Source organism: Pectobacterium aroidearum (assembly GCF_015689195.1).
GTDB classification, from domain to species: Bacteria; Pseudomonadota; Gammaproteobacteria; order Enterobacterales; family Enterobacteriaceae; genus Pectobacterium; species Pectobacterium aroidearum.
The window spans coordinates 810,373-830,578 of record NZ_CP065044.1 but is presented as its reverse complement, the minus strand read 5'-3'; the positions used below and the strand labels follow the sequence as shown (position 1 = coordinate 830,578).

13 protein-coding genes are annotated in these 20,206 nt (G+C 54.7%); 10 read left to right on the top strand and 3 right to left on the bottom strand.

Annotated elements, in window-relative coordinates:
* The first annotated feature begins 37 nt into the window (after nucleotides 1–37).
* The 3 genes from thiB to thiQ are packed head-to-tail and all read left to right on the top strand — an operon-like array spanning nucleotide 38 to nucleotide 3,301.
* Nucleotides 38–1,021, top strand: coding sequence for a thiamine ABC transporter substrate binding subunit (gene thiB / locus I2D83_RS03700; protein ID WP_205948137.1), 984 nt, complete (start codon nucleotides 38–40; stop codon nucleotides 1,019–1,021).
* Nucleotides 997–2,604 carry a thiamine/thiamine pyrophosphate ABC transporter permease ThiP gene (gene thiP / locus I2D83_RS03695; RefSeq protein WP_205947558.1) on the top strand — a complete coding sequence of 536 codons (1,608 nt, stop codon included), beginning with the start codon at nucleotides 997–999 and terminating at the stop codon, nucleotides 2,602–2,604. Before thiB ends, thiP begins: the two co-directional genes overlap by 25 nt.
* Complete coding sequence (gene thiQ / locus I2D83_RS03690) at nucleotides 2,591–3,301, top strand: thiamine ABC transporter ATP-binding protein ThiQ (protein WP_205947557.1); 711 nt, start codon at nucleotides 2,591–2,593, stop codon at nucleotides 3,299–3,301. Before thiP ends, thiQ begins: the two co-directional genes overlap by 14 nt.
* A 4-nt stretch (nucleotides 3,302–3,305) precedes the next feature.
* On the opposite strand, the gene I2D83_RS03685 is transcribed toward thiQ, so the two are convergent.
* Nucleotides 3,306–4,928 carry a family 43 glycosylhydrolase gene (locus I2D83_RS03685; protein WP_205947556.1) on the bottom strand — a complete coding sequence of 541 codons (1,623 nt, stop codon included), beginning with the start codon at nucleotides 4,926–4,928 and terminating at the stop codon, nucleotides 3,306–3,308.
* Nucleotides 4,929–5,462: 534 nt separating this feature from the next.
* On the opposite strand from I2D83_RS03685, the gene ilvB reads away from it, so the two are divergent.
* Both ilvB and ilvN read left to right on the top strand, forming a co-directional pair.
* Entirely contained in the window at nucleotides 5,463–7,127 is a 1,665-nt protein-coding gene (ilvB, locus tag I2D83_RS03680) for an acetolactate synthase large subunit (protein WP_205947555.1), read from the top strand.
* A 5-nt stretch (nucleotides 7,128–7,132) separates the two neighbouring features.
* The gene (ilvN, locus tag I2D83_RS03675; protein ID WP_015841756.1) at nucleotides 7,133–7,444 is read left to right on the top strand and encodes an acetolactate synthase small subunit; all 312 of its coding nucleotides are present in this window, start codon (nucleotides 7,133–7,135) and stop codon (nucleotides 7,442–7,444) included.
* Between the two features lie 35 nt (nucleotides 7,445–7,479).
* On the opposite strand, the gene I2D83_RS03670 is transcribed toward ilvN, so the two are convergent.
* A complete protein-coding gene (locus I2D83_RS03670; RefSeq protein WP_181845837.1) occupies nucleotides 7,480–8,250 on the bottom strand; it encodes a DedA family protein in 771 nt (256 codons plus the stop codon).
* A 429-nt stretch (nucleotides 8,251–8,679) separates the two neighbouring features.
* Here I2D83_RS03670 and I2D83_RS03665 point away from each other — a divergent pair, with 429 nt between their 5' ends.
* The 4 genes from I2D83_RS03665 (at nucleotide 8,680) to rluA (ending at nucleotide 16,674) form a co-directional block, all read left to right on the top strand.
* On the top strand, nucleotides 8,680–10,260 hold the full coding sequence (locus I2D83_RS03665) for a sensor domain-containing diguanylate cyclase (protein ID WP_194431108.1): 1,581 nt from the start codon (nucleotides 8,680–8,682) through the stop codon (nucleotides 10,258–10,260).
* Nucleotides 10,261–10,372: 112 nt separating this feature from the next.
* Entirely contained in the window at nucleotides 10,373–12,739 is a 2,367-nt protein-coding gene (locus I2D83_RS03660; RefSeq protein WP_205947554.1) for a DNA polymerase II, read from the top strand.
* Between the two features lie 208 nt (nucleotides 12,740–12,947).
* Nucleotides 12,948–15,851 (top strand): RNA polymerase-associated protein RapA, encoded by a 2,904-nt coding sequence (rapA, locus tag I2D83_RS03655; protein ID WP_181829344.1) that lies wholly within the window; start codon nucleotides 12,948–12,950, stop codon nucleotides 15,849–15,851.
* 169 nt (nucleotides 15,852–16,020) lie between these two features.
* Nucleotides 16,021–16,674 (top strand): bifunctional tRNA pseudouridine(32) synthase/23S rRNA pseudouridine(746) synthase RluA, encoded by a 654-nt coding sequence (gene rluA / locus I2D83_RS03650; RefSeq protein ID WP_180741505.1) that lies wholly within the window; start codon nucleotides 16,021–16,023, stop codon nucleotides 16,672–16,674.
* Nucleotides 16,675–16,755: 81 nt separating this feature from the next.
* Here the strand turns inward: rluA and djlA are convergent, their stop codons facing one another.
* Complete coding sequence (djlA, locus tag I2D83_RS03645) at nucleotides 16,756–17,631, bottom strand: co-chaperone DjlA (protein ID WP_015841762.1); 876 nt, start codon at nucleotides 17,629–17,631, stop codon at nucleotides 16,756–16,758.
* 185 nt (nucleotides 17,632–17,816) lie between these two features.
* Here djlA and lptD point away from each other — a divergent pair, with 185 nt between their 5' ends.
* Entirely contained in the window at nucleotides 17,817–20,180 is a 2,364-nt protein-coding gene (gene lptD, locus I2D83_RS03640; RefSeq protein ID WP_241007269.1) for an LPS assembly protein LptD, read from the top strand.
* Nucleotides 20,181–20,206: the final 26 nt, after the last annotated feature.

Here is a 20,206-nt window from a genome sequence, read left to right as displayed (position 1 = left end):
CAAAGTGTTAAATCAATTACTACAGCGTTCAGCCACCGTGCTGAAAATCAGCCTGCCTTGCCTGTTACTGCTCTCTGCTTCGGCATTCGCCAAACCTGCGCTAACCGTTTATACCTATGACTCATTCGCTTCCGAATGGGGTCCAGGGCCTGTCATCAAAACCGCCTTTGAGAAAGAGTGCGAGTGCGAACTGAATTTCGTCGCGCTGGAAGATGGTGCCTCACTGCTGAACCGGCTGCGTATGGAAGGTAAAAACAGCAAAGCGGACATCATTCTGGGGCTGGACAACAACCTGTTGCAGGCAGCGGAGCAAACCGGCCTGTTTGCCCCGCACAATCTGGACACCAGCGCCGTTACGGTGCCGGGTGGCTGGAGCAATAAGACTTTCGTCCCTTACGACTATGGCTATTTCGCGTTTGTGTATAACAAAAACACGCTGAAGAACCCGCCGAAAAGCCTGCATGAGTTGGTGGATAGCAACGCGCCGTGGAAAGTGATCTATCAGGATCCACGTACCAGCACACCGGGTCTGGGTCTGCTGCTGTGGATGCAGAAAGTGTACGGCGATGAGGCGCCGCAAGCCTGGCAGAAACTGGCGAAGAAAACCGTTACCGTCACCAAAGGCTGGAGCGAAGCCTATGGCCTGTTCCTGAAAGGGGAAGCCGATCTGGTGCTGAGCTATACCACATCACCGGCCTACCACATCATTGAAGAGAAGAAAGACAACTACGCAGCCGCGACCTTCAGCGAAGGGCACTATCTGCAAATTGAAATCGCCGGGCAGTTGGCTTCCAGCAAAAATCCCGAACTGGCAAAACGCTTTATGCAGTTCATCCTGAGCCCAACCTTCCAGCAGGCGATCCCCACTACGAACTGGATGTACCCAGCCGTTAAAACTGACCTGCCTACGGGCTTCGCCACGCTCACGGTGCCGGAAAAAGCCATGCAGTTCAGCGCACAAGAAGTCGCTGACCAAAGGACCCAGTGGATTCAGGCATGGCAACGCGCCGTCAGCCACTAATCGGCGGACGTCTGTGGCCGGGGCTACTGGCCACAACGCTGTTAATTTCCGTTGCCGCACTGGCTTTCGGTGCACTCTGGTTACAGGCGCCCGACAGCCAGTGGCGCACGCTATGGCATGACAGCTATCTCTGGCATGTTATTCGGTTCACCTTCTGGCAAGCCTTTCTCTCTGCGCTGTTTTCTACCGTTCCGGCCATTTTTCTCGCCAGAGCGCTGTATCGACGGCGTTTTCCCGGCCACCGTTGGCTACTGCGCCTGTGCGCGATGACGCTGGTGCTACCCGTGCTGGTTGCCGTTTTTGGCCTGCTCAGCGTATATGGACGTCAGGGCTGGCTAGCCTCTGCCCTGAGCGGGTTTGGCCTGAAATACACGTTTTCACCCTATGGGTTGCAGGGCATCCTGCTGGCGCATGTGTTCTTCAATCTGCCGCTGGCAACCCGATTGCTGTTGCAGTCGCTGGAGGGTATTGCTACCGAGCAACGCCAACTGGCTGCAAATCTGGGCATGAACAGCTGGCAACATTTCCGCCTGCTGGAATGGCCTGCCCTGCGCCGACAAATTTTACCGACTGGCGCACTGATTTTTATGCTCTGCTTTGCCAGCTTTGCGACGGTGCTGTCGCTGGGCGGCGGCCCGCAGGCGACCACGATTGAGCTGGCTATCTATCAGGCATTAAGCTTTGATTACGATCCGGGTCGCGCGGCGCTGCTGGCGTTAATTCAGATGGTTTGCTGTCTCGGTTTGGTGCTGCTAAGTCAGCGGCTGGGGCGCATTCTGCCCGTCGGCAGCACACAGCAGCTCACTTGGCGCAACCCGCAGGATAGCGCTTTAAGCCGTCTCACCGATGGCCTGCTGATTGGCGCGCTGTTGCTGCTGGTCGTTCCTCCCTTGCTGGCCGTGGTGGTTGATGGCGTGAACCGATCGCTGGTTACCGTGCTGCAACAGCCCGTGCTCTGGCAAACGCTGTTTACCTCGCTGCGCATCGCTCTGGGCGCAGGACTGTTGTGTCTGATGCTGACCATGATGCTGCTTTGGAGCAGCCGCGAACTCAAGTTACGCCAGAAGCCACTCTACGGGCAGTTGATGAATCTGAGCGGGATGCTCATCCTCGCCATGCCCGGTATTGTGCTGGCAACCGGCTTTTTCCTGCTGCTGAATAACAGCATTGGCTTGCCGCAATCCCCCTACGCGCTGGTGGTGTTCACCAACGCACTGATGGCAATTCCGTATGCGATCAAAGTGTTGGAGAACCCGATGCTGGACGTTGCAGAGCGCTACAACCGACTCTGCGCATCACTGGATATTCGCGGCTGGCAGCGGCTGAAGCTGATCGAGCTGGCTGCACTGAAGCAGCCATTAGCACAAGCATTAGCCTTTGCCTGCGTGCTGTCGCTCGGTGATTTTGGCGTCATCGCGCTGTTTGGCAATGAGCAGTTCCGCACGCTGCCGTTCTATCTGTACCAGCAAATTGGTTCCTATCGCAGCGCCGATGGTGCAGTCACAGCACTGCTGTTGATGCTGCTGTGCTTTATGTTATTTACCCTGATTGAGAAACTGGCGGGCCGTCATGATCGCGCTTGAGAAATTAACCTACTTCTATCAGCACTTGCCCATGCGTTTTGATTTTCACGTCAAACCGGGCGAACGCATCGCCATCCTTGGCCCCAGCGGTGCAGGGAAAAGTACGCTGCTTAATCTGATTGCCGGTTTCCTGATGGCTGACAGCGGCGAATTACGGCTTAACGGTGAACCTCACCGCGAGACGCCTCCCGCTAAACGGCCAGTTTCGATTCTGTTTCAGGAAAATAACCTGTTTCCACACCTAACGATTGGGCAAAACATCGCGCTGGGATTGCACCCCGGCCTGCGGCTCAGTGCCGCACAGCGTGAAACGCTACGACAGATCGCCGATCGGGTCGGTCTGGCGGATCTTCTGGATCGTCTACCGTCGCAGGTTTCCGGCGGGCAGCGCCAGCGCGCGGCACTGGCACGCTGTTTGGTGCGCCACCAGCCTATCCTGCTGCTGGATGAGCCGTTCTCAGCGCTCGATCCGGCGCTGCGTCAGGAGATGCTCGATCTGGTTGAGAGCGTGTGTCAGGAGCGTGAGTTCACGCTGTTGATGGTGTCTCACAATCTGGATGATGCCATGCGGATCGCAAAGCGTACGGTGCTGATCGTGGACGGACAGATTTATTATGATGGGCCGACCCAGGCGCTACAGGATGGCAGCGCCGATGCGGCTGCCATCCTGGGAATTTCACGCTCGTCTTTGGATTGAAGCGTTAAGGCAACGCCTGATAGCGCAGGTTGCTGAACGTCACGTCTCCCTCACCCGACGCATACAAGGCGGGCCGCAAGCTAAGGAAGTCATACGCGACATTGTGATGGTAGCCGGATACTTCCATCTGCACCGGGTATTTCTTCCACGGTTCCTGAGCCGACGTTCGGGTGTAAAACGTCACGATATGGCGATCGTTTCTCATCAGAATCTGCACCTCATTGCCTGTAATGTGCGGCAGTTTCTTCTCCGCCCTTTCCAGCCCATAGCGGTGCATGACAGTACCATCCTGATTAAACGACAGCCCGACATACAGCTTCGCGTTGTAGAACAACAGTAGGCCAGCCTGCGCGCCAGAGGCGAAATTCGCCGTAACCTCAATTTGGTAAGCCTGATCGCCGGGGATCATCGTCAACGGCGCACTGTCTTTTGGCGATGTGCCTTTTGCCTTAAGGTGCAGTTTGCCGTCGCTGAGCGTAACCCGTTTCAGTTCTTCCGCATTGGCGCGGTAAAAATGCCAGCGAGCCGGAAATTTCTCGTCGGTAAAGCTATCAGACCAGCCAATACCGTGCGGCACCGCTTCGCCCCCTGCCGGTTTGCGAATCGGTTTACCGGTATCAAACCCGGCAGACGTAAACCAGCCATCATTGCCCCAGACGATCGGCTCCAGCATCGCCTGCCGCCCCAGCGTCATAAAGCCGTTTTCATAACCGTGATACACCATGTACCAGTTTTTATCCGGCCCTTCGATCAGCGTCGCATGGCCGCGTGACCACCACTTTTCTGAACGATCCTGCGTGCGAATAATCGGGTTATGCGGGGAGTTTTCCCACGGCCCGTTGATCGATTTGGAACGCGCAGCAATCACCATGTGTCCGGTCGGCGGCCCCGCCGTTCCACCTTCCGCTAGCACCATGTAGAAATAGTCGCCGTGGCGCAGCATCTTCGGCCCTTCCTGCGAGAAGCTTTCCACATCCCACTCTTCCGGGTATTGCCACCCCTGATAGACCACCTCCATGTCGCCGACCGTCGACAGCCCGTCATCGGTTAACTGCACGCGATTGCCGCCAGACATAAAGATGTAACGTTTACCGTCCTCTCCCACCACATGACCGGGATCGCTGGCCGGATTTTTCAAGCCCGTATCCTTCGGCGGCGTCCACGGGCCGCGAATATCATCGGCGGTAATCACATACAGCGTTTTCTTTTTCGTTCCTTTGGCGTCGATAATCCGGTTGGTGGTGAAGTAGATATAATATTTGCCGTCGTGTTTCACCAAATCCGGTGCCCAGATCGCGTCAACGGGCGTCGCGATCGCCGGGCCAAGCGGCTGCCAGTTCACTAAATCGCGCGAGTGCCAAATCAGCAGTCCGGGAATATCGTCAAATGACGAGAACGTCATGTAGTAGTCATCCCCATCCTTGATAATCGTAGGATCGGGATGATCGCCCGCAATAATCGGATTGAGATAACAGCCATTGCCCAAATCCGCCTGACGCTGCTGTTCAATACCCCGTTTCCATTCGTTAGCAGGGCCAGCCTGACAGGCCATTACCTGACCGATACCCATTGCCATCAGTAAGATACCGCTCAATACACCCTTCCCTACCAGCCGGGACACACCCATTTATCACCACCCACTATCCCAATGATTATTTTATAATTTATAACATTGAAACCCTGTTCCAATTGTGAAAACAGTCACGCTTCTCTGGTTCTGTGGCGAAAAATCAAGCGGTAATCACGGTGTAAAATTTTCAATATACTGTGACCAATTCGACATATTCAGTTTTTATACCTTGTAGGTATTGTGTCTTTTTATACTGCTGTGCTTATATGAATTGGTGATGGGCTGATGACACATTCGAATACAACGCCCAACCATCACTAACGCAAATAAACTCAACATAAGTAACGCAACATAAATAAATAGGATTCCCGTGACGCACTACTCTTCTTCCACTTCAGCACTACTAAGCACCGCGCATGTTGACGCGGTCGTCGTCGTGCGCGTGGCAGTCGTGGTCGTCGTCGTCGGCAGCGCGCCGTAACGGGTTCCGAATCGAAGATTCTCAAACCCCGCCGGCGCCAGCCGAGCGGGGTTTCTTGTTTTTACCCTCCCCGCTCCGACACCGCACCGGCCCTGATGAAGGATGTAAGCATGCGTTATACAGGCGCTCAGTTAATTGTTCGGCTGCTCGAACAGCAGGGCATCACCACCGTAGCGGGCATTCCCGGCGGCGCGGCTCTGCCGTTATATGATGCTCTGGGTCAAAGTAAGACTATTCGTCACGTTCTGGCTCGCCACGAGCAAGGGGCGGGATTTATGGCACAAGGCATGGCGCGCGCCAGCGGTCGCGCCGCCGTTTGCATGGCATCCAGTGGCCCGGGGGCGACCAACCTGCTCACTGCCATCGCCGATGCCAAACTGGATTCGATCCCGCTGGTGTGTATCACCGGCCAGGTGCCTTCCAGCATGATCGGCACCGATGCGTTTCAGGAAGTTGACACGTATGGCATCTCCATTCCCGTCACCAAACATAACTATCTGGTTCGCGACATCAGCGAACTGCCGCGCGTGATCCCAGAAGCGTTTCGCATCGCGCAGTCGGGTCGTCCCGGCCCGGTGTGGATCGATATTCCAAAAGACATTCAGAACGCAACCATTGAGCTGAGCGAACTGCCGGACGTCTTTCCTCTCGATACGCCGCCCACCATCGCGCAGCAGGAGATCGAGCGAGCTGCAGCCATGATTAACGCGGCTCAGCGTCCGGTTCTCTATCTGGGCGGTGGGATCATTAGCAGCGCCGCACACGCACAGGCGGTTCAACTGGCGGAACGCTCCAGCCTGCCAACCACCATGACGCTGATGGCGCTGGGTGCCATGCCCGTCGATCATCCCCTGTCGCTCGGCATGCTGGGTATGCACGCCGCACGATCAACCAATCTGATCTTACAGCAGGCAGATTTGTTAATTGTGCTGGGTGCGCGTTTTGACGATCGTGCGATTGGTAAAGCAGAACAGTTTTGCCCGCGGGCCAGCATCATTCACATCGATATCGATCCCGCCGAGTTGGGCAAGATCCGTCAGCCACATGTGGCGATCAACGCGGATGTCGCGCAGGCGCTGGACCAGTTGCTGCCGCATATTACACCGCAACAGCGTGACGTGTGGCGCGCCACCGTTAGCGGGCTGCAACAGGAATTTCCGTTCAGCATGCCAAATGCTGACGATCCTTTAAGCCATTATGGTCTGGTGCAGGCCACGGCGCGGGCGCTGACGGATGATGCGATCATCACCACTGATGTCGGCCAGCATCAGATGTGGGTGGCTCAATCTTATCCGCTGCGTCGTCCGCGCCAATGGCTGACATCCGGCGGATTTGGCACGATGGGCTTTGGCCTGCCTGCGGCGATTGGCGCTGCGCTGGCCGAGCCGGAACGCACCGTAGTGTGCTTCTCGGGTGATGGCAGCCTGATGATGAACATTCAGGAAATGGCAACTGCGGCAGAAGAAGGGCTCAACGTAAAAATCGTCCTGATGAACAACCAGTCACTCGGTCTGGTTCACCAGCAGCAGGATATGTTTTTCCAGCAGCGCATCTTCGCTGCCGATTACCGTTACAGTACCAATTTCCTCGCGATTGCCGCAGGTTTCGGCTTTGCAACCTGCGATCTGAATGCAGCAGCCGATCCGCAAGCCGCCCTGCAAGAAGCACTCAATCAGCCGGGTCCTGCGCTGATCCATGTACTGATTGACGCCAATGAAAAAGTGTTACCCATCGTGCCACCGGGCGCAGCGAACATCGATATGATCGGAGATTAATGACTATGTCAACTCAACTAACTTCGTCAACTCAACCAACTTCAAATCAGGTCACGCTAGAACTCTCTGTGCGCAACCATCCCGGCGTCATGTCACACGTTTGCGGCCTGTTTGCCCGCCGGGCATTTAACGTGGAAGGCATTCTGTGTATGCCGCTGGCCAACGGTGAAGAAAGCCGCATCTGGCTACTGGTCAAAGATGACCATCGACTACCACAGATGATCAGTCAGGTGGAAAAACTGGAGGACGTCCTTCAGGTACGTCGTCACGGTGAAGAAATGCGTATTTTCGAGCAAGTCGCCGAGTTTTACTGCTAGCTGGCGTGGCCGGGTCTGTCCCGGCCTGCCCCACCTCACCCGTTCAACACCTGCCATAGCAGATGACGATAAACCGGCATCAGCGGGTGCTGAATCAGCATGACCAGCGATACTACCGCCGCCACGGACACCACGGGTGCGCCCCAGCGCAGACGTCTGAGCGGCAGCTTTCTGCTAAACCAGTCACGATGCTTACGCTTATCACTGCGCCACCAGCGCCAGTTTAGCCAACCTGCCACCCACACCACGACAGCGGTTATCAGCAGCAGCCACTTAAACCCTGCACTGTTCGTCCCGGCGGGAATATCAATCGCAACGCCAGCCAAAATACCGGGTAAGAAATAGGCCGGTGGCCACAGCAGGCAGCCGATGATATTCGGTACAGCAAATTTATAAGGCGGTAGCCCCAGCATCCCCGCCACCATCGGAATGAGCGGGCGCGTCGGGCCAACAAAGCGCCCGATCAGTATCGTCGGCATCGGGTGCTGATACAGCGCATATTCGGTTTTACTCAGTAACGACTGGTACTTTTTCAGGAAAGACCAGTTATGCAGCGGTGCTTTAAAGCGCATGCCAATAAAATAGGAAATCCAGTCCCCGAGCAGGCACCCGATAATCCCGGCCGCCCACGCCGGGTAAAGCCCCATCTGTCCGCTGCCGATCAGCGCCCCCAGCGTTGCCATCATCACCGTCCCCGGCAACAACAGCCCTACCAGAGCCAAAGATTCCAGAAAGGCAACCAGCATGACGGCGATCAGTGAATACGCTAACGATTGAGTAACCAGATGATCCAGCCACGCTTCCATAAAACCTACCCGTATTGAATAAAAACAAGGATTGTCTGGATCATAGCAGAAGCCGTCAACTCCTGATTTCGCCCCATCGGCCGATTCGGGTTAATACAAAAATCGAGCACGCCGAATTGCCGTCTGGTTCCGTCTCTCAGGCGATGGGATTCCTGTTTACCCGCACAACACCTTGCAATATCAGGCTGAAAATATGTAGCGCGATTTATCTATCCTGCGTTGAAACGATTCCGGTTTTCAGGTACAGAAAACGTGTACTTTTTGATAAATATCAACTATTCCCGTCATAAAGACACAAGCAATATCATTTTTCAATTCAAGCCGTTAGCACCACTTCAGTAATACAGTTTTCTGTTCAATTCTTTTGCACCAGCAAGCGCCAACACTTATGATAGCGGTCATTTTTTGCCACTGTGCCACACTGCCACTATGTTTTTTAAACTCCTCAACCATTTCGGATTACGACGTCTTATCCTACTCTTGGCAGTGGCGAGCGCTGTGGTAACACTGGCAAACAGTTTTTATGCCAGTTATCGCGTCCAACGAGAGCTGCTGATTGATAACACGCTGGAAGCCAACCGTGTTTACGCCACCAAACTCGCGGCCATGACCCATTCCTTCTTTAAGGAATCTCAACAGCAGTTAGCCTACAGCGCCAATATCGTCGCCACTCAGATGGATGATAAGGTCAGCCTGCTTAAAGAAGCAGACCGCCTGCGGCTACAGACCAGCAATTTCAACTCGGTCGTTATCGCAGATGAAAAAGGCATCGTCAGAGCCACGTCACCCGATACGTTCCAGTTAATCGGAAGAAGCCTGACCACAGACGGCGTGCTTGAAGCCTTGAGAGAAAAACAGCCTCTTATCAGCCAGCCCTATGTATCCGCAGCCAACAATTTAATCGTGTTGATATCGTCGCCGATCTTCACCCGAGATGGGCGCTATAAAGGGTTTATTGGTGGATCGATCTATCTTAAGCAGCCCAGCGTTCTCAATGCGCTATTAGACAAACACTACTACCGTGACGGTTCTTATATTTATGTCACCGATAAGAACAAAAGAATGCTGTACCACCGCGATATGGAACGGATTGGTAAAACAGAGACCAACAATCTACAGATCGACGCACAACATGAGCATAACGGTAGCCAGCACATGCTGAACTATCTGGGTGAGAAGATGTTAGCGGGCTATGCCGTTGAGTCTACCTCACAGTGGCAGATCGTGGCGCTCCGGCCAACCGACATTACGCTGAAACCGTTAGATGGCCTGATGCTGAACGTGCTGCGCCACACGCTTCCACTCGCGCTGTTAACCATATTCTGCGTCTGGCTGCTTGCCCGTCTCATCGCCCAGCCGCTGTGGCTGCTGGCACGCAGCGCCAACAAGATGGATGCGACGGATGTCTCCGACGACATCAGAAATATCCACTCCTGGTATTTCGAGGCTTCACAGCTCAAGCAGGCCATGCTGCTGGGTATCGATCTACTCCAGCGCAAAATCGGTAAGTTACGTTCTGAGGCGCACTCAGATCCCATGACCGACCTGCTCAACCGCCGTGGGTTGGACAGCGTCCTCCGCTACTGGCAAATGGGGCAGAAAAGCTTTGCCGTCATCGCTCTGGATATCGATCGCTTCAAACGCATCAATGACACCTACGGTCATGATATAGGCGACAACGTCATTCGCTATCTTTCACAGCTTATTCGCACCAGCTCACGCGATTCCGACATTCTGTGCCGCAGCGGCGGTGAAGAATTTTTGATCCTCCTGCCGGAAACCAGTCTCGATGTCGCACTCAGCATTGCTGAACGGCTACGGCTGCGCATGGAGGAGTCAACCATTCCTGTCGTGGGCAATATCACCATCTCATTAGGCGTTGCTCTGTGGGAACCGGGTGCCAACGATACGTCGATCGAGCGTACCTTTAAGCTGGCGGATGAAGCCCTGTATCAAGCCAAGCAGGAAGGCCGCAACCGCGTGGTGTCTGCCTCCGGCAACGAGCAGTAATCCAAATTCCTCTTCTCTTATCATCGGTGATGTCGCTGGACATCACCTGTATAAATAACCATACTTAACCCCACTATCCTTTCTTATCCCGCTCGCTATAAAAGGCCGCTTAGTGACTCAGGTTCGTCAGGGGTTTCTACTGACCCGCCACTGGAATGACACGCCAGCTGGCACGCAGGTTGAATTCTGGTTGGCCACCGATGAGGGGCCGCTGCTGGCACGCCTGCCGCCACAGCAGGCCGTTGCCTTTATTCCCGCGCAGCAAGAAGCCCGTGCAAGAACGCTTTTACAGCAGGAGAAACGCTGGCAGTTAAAACCGCTCGCCATGCAGGATTTCCACCATCAGCCGCTGCTGGGGCTGTATTGCCCACAATATCGGCAGCTACTGCGGCTGGAAAAATTGCTGCGTGAAGGCGACGTTCAGGTTTACGAAGCGGATATTCGCCCGACGGAACGTTTTCTGATGGAGCGCTTTATCACCGCGCCCGTGTGGTTCAGCGGTACGCCCACGTCAGATGGCCTGCTGACGGACGTCCGTATGAAACCTAACCCCGATTACCGCCCGACGCTCAAACTGGTGTCGCTGGATATCGAAACCAACCGCCACGGCGAGCTTTACTGCATTGGACTGGAAGGCTGCGGACAGCGCCAGGTTTACATGCTCGGCCCGCCGAACGGCACGCCTGCCGAACACGAGGATTTTACGCTGGAGTACGTCTCCAGCCGCCCGCAACTGCTGGAAAAGCTGAATGTCTGGATGCAGCAGCACGATCCCGATGCCATCATTGGCTGGAATCTGGTGCAATTTGACCTGCGCGTCTTACAGAAACATGCCGAGCGCTACAACATTCCGCTCAATCTGGGGCGCAACGGCCAAGCGCTGGAATGGCGGGAGCACGGCTTTAAGCAGGGGCATTTCTTTGCCCGCGCCACCGGTCGCCTGATTATTGACGGTATTGAAGCGCTCAAATCCGCGACGTGGAATTTTGCTTCGTTTAGTCTGGAATTTGTCGCACAGTCGCTGCTGGGGGAAGGCAAAGCCATCGACACGCCCTATCAGCGCATGGACGAAATAGACCGTCGCTTTGCCGAAGATAAGCCCGCACTCGCGCGCTATAACCTGCAGGACTGCGAACTGGTCACACGTATTTTCGCTAAAACCGAACTGCTGCCGTTCTTACTGGAGCGTGCCAGCGTCACCGGTCTGGCGGCCGACCGCAGCGGCGGTTCCGTCGCGGCATTTTCCCACCTTTATTTACCGCGCATGCATCGCATGGGTTATGTCGCCCCGAATCTGGGCGACGTCGCGCTTGAAGCCAGCCCCGGCGGGTTTGTGATGGATTCGCGCCCCGGCCTGTATGATTCGGTGCTCGTGCTGGATTACAAGAGCCTCTACCCTTCCATCATCCGCACGTTCCTGATCGATCCGGTCGGGCTGGCGGTGGGAACGCAAAATCCAGACGCGCAGCACGCCGTCCCCGGCTTTCGCGGCGCGTGGTTCTCGCGCGAACAGCACTGCCTGCCTGCGATTGTCGAACAAATCTGGCAGGGGCGCGAAGCCGCGAAGCGCACCCACAACAAGCCACTGTCGCAGGCATTGAAGATCATCATGAATGCCTTTTACGGGGTGCTGGGTGCAACGGGCTGTCGCTTCTTCGATCCGCGTCTCGCGTCCTCCATCACCTTACGCGGCCATGAAATCATGCGTAAAACGCGCGAGCTTATCGAGGCACAAGGCTATCAGGTCATTTATGGCGATACCGATTCCACGTTCGTCTGGCTTAAACACGCACATAGCGAAGAGGAAGCCACAACGATTGGCAACGCGCTGGTGCAGCACGTTAACCAGTGGTGGACACAGCATCTGCACGACACTCAGCAGTTAACCAGCGCACTGGAGCTGGAGTTTGAAACCCATTTCCGCCGTTTCCTGATGCCAACCATTCGCGGTGCCGAACAAGGCAGCAAAAAACGCTACGCCGGGCTTATCGACACACCACAAGGCGAGAAAATGGTGTTCAAAGGGCTGGAAACCGTGCGGACCGACTGGACACCGCTAGCGCAGCAGTTTCAACAACAGCTCTATCTGCTGATTTTTCAGCAACGGCCTTATCAGGAGTGGCTGCGGGATTATGTCGATCGCACCCTGAACGGAGAGTTCGACGATCTGCTGATCTATCGTAAGCGGCTGCGTCGTCAGCTCGATGACTACCAGCGTAACGTGCCGCCACACGCCAGAGCCGCAAAAATCGCCGATGACTATAACCGTCAGCAAGGCCGACCGCTGCAATACCAAAACGGTGGCTGGATCAGCTATGTGATGACCGTCAACGGCCCCGAACCGCTGGAAACCCGACATTCGCCGCTGGATTATCAGCACTATGTCGAACGCCAGCTCCAGCCGGTCGCGGACGCCATTCTTCCTTTCCTGCATGATGACTTTGCTACACTGGTAACAGGCCAGATGGGCCTGTTTTAAATGATGCGCCTTCCTGTTTTTAAATGACGTGTATTCCTGTTTTTAAATGAAAGGTGTTAATTCGCGGTACAGCAAGTTTGAGGGGTGACGAACGCACCGTCATCCATTACCATAACGCCCTTTCTGAATTTGCATCAGCAGCATTATCGACACCCGATAATGTAATCAGACATTCCCCCGACACAGACGAAAATCGAGCTAAGAATTTATGCCTTTTACACTTGGTCAGCGCTGGATCAGCGATACGGAAAGCGAACTTGGACTGGGAACGGTTGTTGCCGTCGATACGCGAATGATAACGCTGCTTTTCCCTGCCAGCGGTGAAAACCGACTTTATTCCCGCAGCGACGCCCCCATCACCCGCGTGATGTTCAACCCCGGCGATACCGTCACCAGCCATGAAGGCTGGCAGCTCAAAGTTGATGACGTGCGAGAAGAAAAAGGGTTGCTGGTGTATTGCGGCCAACGTCTGGACGATGAAACATCGGCGGAACTGCGTGAAGTCTTTTTGGACAGCAAACTGACGTTCAATAAACCACAAGATCGCCTGTTCGCCGGACAGATTGATCGTATGGATCGCTTCGCCCTGCGCTATCGCGCCCGCAAGCATCAGAACGAGCAGGCGCTGCAACAATGGGGCGGTTTGCGCGGCATGCGTGCCAGCCTCATCCCTCATCAGCTTCATATCGCTCATGAAGTCGGCCAACGTCATGCTCCACGCGTGTTGCTGGCGGACGAAGTCGGTCTGGGGAAAACCATTGAAGCCGGTATGATCATCCACCAGCAGTTGCTGGCGGGTCGAGCCAGTCGCGTGCTGATTATCGTACCGGAAACCCTGCAACATCAGTGGCTGGTCGAAATGCTGCGCCGCTTTAACCTGCTGTTCTCGCTGTTTGACGACGAGCGCTATGCCGAAGCCAAGCTGGATAGCAGTAATCCGTTCGAAACCGAACAGTTGGTGATTTGTTCACTGGGATTTGTGCAGCGCAACGCCCAGCGTTTTGCACAGCTCGTCAACGCCGATTGGGATCTGCTGGTAGTCGATGAAGCCCACCATCTGGTCTGGAGCGAAGAGAGTCCCAGCGCAGAATATCAGGCCGTTGAAACGCTGGCACGCGCCACGCCAGCTGTTCTGCTGTTAACCGCAACGCCGGAACAGCTTGGTCAACAGAGTCACTTTGCACGTTTACGCCTGCTCGATCCCAACCGTTTCCACGACTATCAGGAATTCCTTGCCGAGCAGCAGCAGTATCGCCCGGTCGCCGATGCCGTCACGTTGCTGTTAGCGGGCGAGAAAGCCCAGACTGCTGAACTGAATGCGCTGAGCGATCTCTTGGGCGAGCAGGACATCGAGCCGCTGCTGAAAGCCATCAATAGCGACAGCGATGACAATCAGAAGGCGCGTCAGGAACTGATCGCCATGCTGATGGATCGCCACGGCACCAGCCGCGTGTTGTTCCGTAACACGCGTCAGGGGGTTAAAGGTTTCCCGCAGCGTATCCTGCATCAAATCCGCCTGCCGCTGCCGTCACAGTACCAAACGGCCATTAAAGTATCCGGCATTATGAACGCGAATAAGACGCTGGAAGTCCGCGCCCGCGACATGCTGTACCCGGAACAGATTTATCAACAGCTCGAAGGGGATGATGCCACCTGGTGGAACTTCGACCCGCGCGTGGAATGGTTACTGAATTACCTGACCGCCAACCGAGATGAAAAAGTGCTGGTGATCTGTGCGCAGGCCGCCACGGCGCTACAGCTGGAGCAAGTGCTGCGCACGCGTGAAGCGATCCGCGCCGCCGTCTTCCATGAAGGACTGTCGATTCTGGAGCGTGACCGCGCCGCCGCCTATTTTGCTTCCGAAGAAGAAGGCGCCCAGGTGCTGATCTGTTCAGAGATCGGCTCCGAAGGCCGCAACTTCCAGTTTGCCAGCCACTTAGTGATGTTCGATCTGCCGTTCAACCCCGATCTGCTGGAACAGCGTATCGGCCGTCTGGATCGTATCGGGCAGGCAAAAGAAATTCAGATTCTGGTGCCGTATCTGGAAAATACCGCGCAGGCCATGCTGGTGCGCTGGTATCACGAAGGGTTGGATGCGTTTGAGCACACCTGCCCGACAGGCCGCACCATCTATGATGCGCACCATGCGCAGCTGATCGAGCGACTGACGACTGTTGGTGAACAGCAAGGACTGGATGAATTTATTCACACCTGCCGCCAACAGCACGACAACCTGAAACAGCAACTTGAACAAGGCCGCGATCGTCTGCTGGAAATGCATTCTAACGGTGGCGAACAGGCTCAGCTGTTGGCGCAGGCCATCGCCGAGCAGGATAATGACGTCAATCTGGTGACATTCGCGCTGAATCTGTTTGATATTGTTGGCATCAATCAGGAAGATCGCAGCGATAACCTGATCATCCTGACGCCATCCGATCATATGCTGGTGCCGGATTTCCCTGGCCTGCCGCAGGACGGTTGTACGATCACTTTCGATCGCGATCAGGCACTTTCCCGCGAAGATGCGCAGTTTATCAGTTGGGAACACCCGCTCATCCGTAACGGGCTCGATCTGGTGCTGTCCGGTGATACCGGAAGCTGTGCAGTGTCGCTGCTGAAAAATAAAGCCCTGCCGGTCGGTACGCTGCTGGCTGAACTGGTTTACGTTGTAGAAGCACAGGCGCCTAAGCACCTGCAGTTGACCCGCTTCCTGCCGCCAACGCCAGTTCGCCTGCTCATGGATCGTAAAGGGACTAATCTGGCGGCACAGGTTGAATTTGAGAGCTTCAACCGCCAGCTCAACGCGGTAAATCGGCATACGTCCAGCAAGCTGGTGAATGCGGTACAAGCAGACGTCCACGCCATGCTACAGCAGGCGGAAGCATTAGTTGAAGCGCAGGCACGCCAGCTCATTACCGAAGCGCAGGAGCAGGCTGACCTACAATTGCGCCGCGAGCTGGAACGTCTGGAAGCGCTGAAAGCCGTCAACCCTAACATTCGTGAAGATGAGCTGACCGCGCTGGAAAACCAGCGTGAGCAGGTGCTGAGTAACCTGCACGAAGCCAACTGGCGTCTGGATGCGATCCGTCTGGTCGTGGTAACGCATCAGTAAGCGTTTCTAACAGCGGTATAGGCATAATGCTATACCGCTGCGATAACGACATGTTGTTTGCAAAATCGAGATACACGGGCCTACCACGGGGCGAAGTCTCCCTGCGGGAACCTCATCCCCCGTGTTCTCCCTAATATCACACATTATACGTTGCCTGAAAGGTGCTCCGATGGAACCCTATAATCCGCCTACCGATCCCTGGTTGCATATTCTTTACCAGGATCAGCATATCATGGTGGTGAATAAACCCAGCGGTCTGCTGTCGGTTCCCGGCCGTGCGCCAGAACACAAAGACAGCGTCATGAGCCGCATTCAGGCTGACTATCCAACGGCCGAATCCGTTCATCGTTTGGATATGGCGACCAGCGGCGTGATTGCCGTCGCACTCACGAAAGCCGCTGAGCGCGAATTAAAGCGCCAGTTTCGCGAGCGCGAACCGAAGAAATCCTACCTTGCCCGCGTCTGGGGGCATATGGAGCAGGATGAAGGCGTCATCGATCTGCCGCTGATCTGTGACTGGCCGAATCGGCCAAAACAGAAAGTCTGCTTTGAAACAGGCAAAGCGGCACAGACGGAGTATCAGGTACTCTCGCGTGACGATGACGGAACAACGCGCGTCAAGCTGATGCCGATTACCGGTCGCTCCCATCAATTGCGCGTCCATCTGCTGGCACTCGGCCACCCAATCCTCGGCGATGGCTTTTATGCGCATCCTGATGCTAAAGCGATGGCGCCCCGCCTGTTACTGCACGCACAAGAACTGGCAATTACGCACCCAGCGTTCAATACCCCGATGCACTTTCGTTGCGAAGCGGATTTCTGAGGCAAACGCGCCGACGGTATTTGCAAAGCAGATTTAGCTGAGTGGTAAAGCAGGGAAGCAAAAAGAAGAGGAAGGTGTGGATTATTTTGTCTGATTCGCGCTTTTCAACAGTTCATAGGCCGCCTGAATATCCTGCGCTTTGCGCTTGGCCATCTCCATCATCCTCGGTGAAAGCTTCTTGGCGACCAGCTTATCGGGATGATGCTCACTCATGAGTTTACGGTAAGCCCGCTTAATCGTCGCGGCATCATCGTTGCTACGCACGCCCAGCGTACGACAGGCGCTTTCGACCGTTGGCCCGCGCGGCGGTGACGCAGGACGCTGACCGCCATAAGAGTGACCGTTGGAATAGCCATTATTACGACGCTGATGCGATTTACCGTTCTGTCGTGACTGATTCTGCCGGGACTGTTGCCCCGAGGAGCTTTCCATATTTCGTATAAAAAATTCAAACTGTTCACGCGTCACGCCCAGTTCATCGGCAATCACGTACAACACACGTCGCTCATTCGGGTGCAAAACGCCATCAACAAACGCGACCTGAAGCTGGATTTCCAGAAACATCTTAATTAAATCAAAACGTCCCAGGCAGGCATCGCGCAGCTTGCGTAATTTTATGCGCAGAGGGAAATGACCGGCCTTGCCTTCGCGGAAAGCCTGCTGAGCAGCGGTTCTGGCCTCACCAAACAGCTCAAGGCGATCCATCATTTTGGTCGCGATCTTGATATCGGCTTCCGTCACCCGACCTTTGGATTTGGTCAGGTGCCCCATAGCCTGAAAGGTGGTGAGAAAGAACAATGACTGGCGGGTAGACTGGGCCGAAAAATAATCACGGCGACGCGATGCCCGGGCTTTGTCAATCCAATGCCCCATCAGTAAGCCCATGATCATTCCCCAGATGCCAGCGCTTGAGACGATTCCCAGCGCTAACCCCAGCAACTTTCCCCAATACCGCATATACTCCTCAAATCCTCATGCCGTCAGCCAAAAATTGCTTTATCATACCTGTCATTTATCTTTGCACCTAACGGCGGTGCGTATAGGCGGTGGGGATTTAACACTGGCGCAACGCTAACGAGTGATATAGTCTCTGACCGTTTGCCGGCATGATGCCCCTGATGACGGAACACCTGATACCACGTATGAAAAAAAGTTTCCCAACTCTGCTGGCCACTCTGGTTTGGTCGGCGCTTTACAGCCAGCACGCGCTGGCCGATCTCGCTGAACAGTGCATGCTGGGTGTACCCACGTACAACAGACCACTGGTCACTGGCGATCCCAATCAGCTGCCGGTCAATATTCAGGCCGATAAAACCGAAGCCAACTACCCAGACAGCGCCAAATTCAGCGGTAATGTTAACATCCAGCAGGGCAACAGCGTCATGACTGCCGAGCAGGTGGAACTGAACCAGTTGGATCCGGCAACGCAGGGCAGCACGCCCACGCGAACCATTACTGCGACGGGAAATGTCCACTACGATGACAATCAGGTTATCCTGAAAGGCCCTAAAGCCTGGGCCAACCTGAACACCAAAGATACCGACGTCTATGAAGGCGACTATCAGATGGTAGGCCGTCAAGGACGTGGTTCCGCCGACAAAATGAAAATGCGTGACAGCAATCGCTACACCATTCTGGAAAACGGCTCCTTCACTTCCTGTCTGCCGGGAGATAATAGCTGGAGTGTCGTCGGTTCGGAAGTGATTCAAGACAGAGAAGAGCAGGTTGCTGAAATCTGGAACGCGCGTTTCAAGATTGCTGGCGTACCTGTGTTCTATAGCCCGTATTTACAGCTTCCTATCGGCGATAAACGACGCTCTGGTTTCCTGATCCCCAATGCCAAATATGGTAGCAGCAATGGCTTTGAACTGCTGACACCCTATTATTGGAACATCGCACCTAATTTTGACGCCACGATCACACCACACCTGCAAACCAAACGCGGTATGCAGTGGCAGAACGAATTCCGCTACCTGACCACACCGGGTCTTGGCGTTGTTCAGTTCGACTGGCTGCCTAGTGACCGTGAATACGCCAAAATCTCACCGCAAGACGATAACGATACCCGTTGGTTGTTCCACTGGGGTCATAGCGGCGTGATGGATCAGGTATGGCGTTTTAACGCGGACTACACAAAAGTCAGCGACGACCGTTACTTCACCGATCTGGACTCGAATTACGGTTCAACCACTGATGGCTACGTCACCCAAAAATTCAGTGCGGGTTACGCGAACCAAAACTGGAACGCCACCGTATCCACCAGACAGTTCCAGGTGTTTTCCAACGCGACCAGTCGCGATGTCTACCGTGCTGAGCCGCAGCTCGATATCAATTATTACCAGAATGATATCGGCCCGGTTGATATGCACCTTTATGGTCAGGCGGTAAAATTTACCAACGTTAACGACAACCGACCAGAAGCGACGCGCCTGCACGTTGAGCCAACATTAAATCTTCCGCTGGCAAACCGCTGGGCCAGCCTGAATACCGAAGCCAAACTATTAGCGACGCACTATCAGCAGGACAATCTGGATCGCTATCGTGCCGATCCTACCGTGAGCGACGTGAATAAAAACGCGCTCCAGAGTTCCGTGAACCGTGTCATGCCGCAGTATAAAGTGGATGGCAAAATGGTTTTTGAACGCGAAATGGACTGGTCGCAAGCCTATACCCAGACGCTGGAGCCTCGTGCACAGTATCTATACGTCCCTTATCGCGATCAGAGCGGGATCCATACCTATGACTCCACGCTGATGCAAACCGACTACTCCGGTCTGTTCCGCGATCGCAGCTACAGCGGTCTGGATCGCATCGCCTCTGCCAATCAGATTGCGACCGGTGTCACCACACGTATTTATGATGATGCGTTGGTTGAACGTTTTAACGCTTCTATTGGTCAAATCTATTACTTTGATCGTCCGCGTACCGGCGACCGCAATACGTCACTCGATAAAAGCGATAATAACGGCAGCCAGGTGTGGGCTGGTGACACTTTCCTGAAAATCGATGACAGATGGGGTATTCGCGGGGGTCTGCAGTATGACAACCGTCTGAACGAAGTCGCACTGGGCGACGCCGTGTTAGAATACCGCCGTGATGCGGAACGTCTGGTGCAGTTGAACTATCGTTACGCGAGCCCAGAATATATTCGCGATATGTTGCCTAACGTAACAAATCAGGGTTCTCAGCAAGGTATTTCACAGGTTGGCGTCACCGCGAGCTGGCCGATTGTCGAACGCTGGGCCGTGGTAGGCGCTTATTATTACGATACCAAAGCCAATCAGCCGGCAAACCAGCTCATTGGCCTACAGTACAATACCTGCTGTTGGGCCGTGAGCGTTGGTTATGAACGTAAAATTACCGACTGGAACAGCGCCAGCCGCAGCAGCGAATACGACAACAAAGTGTCGTTTAATATCGAATTACGTGGTTTAAGCAGCAATTACAGTCTGGGTTCTGAAAAAATGCTGCGTTCAGGTATTTTGCCTTACCAGCGCGCATTCTGATGTCATCCAGAGTGCTAGTAGCAAAC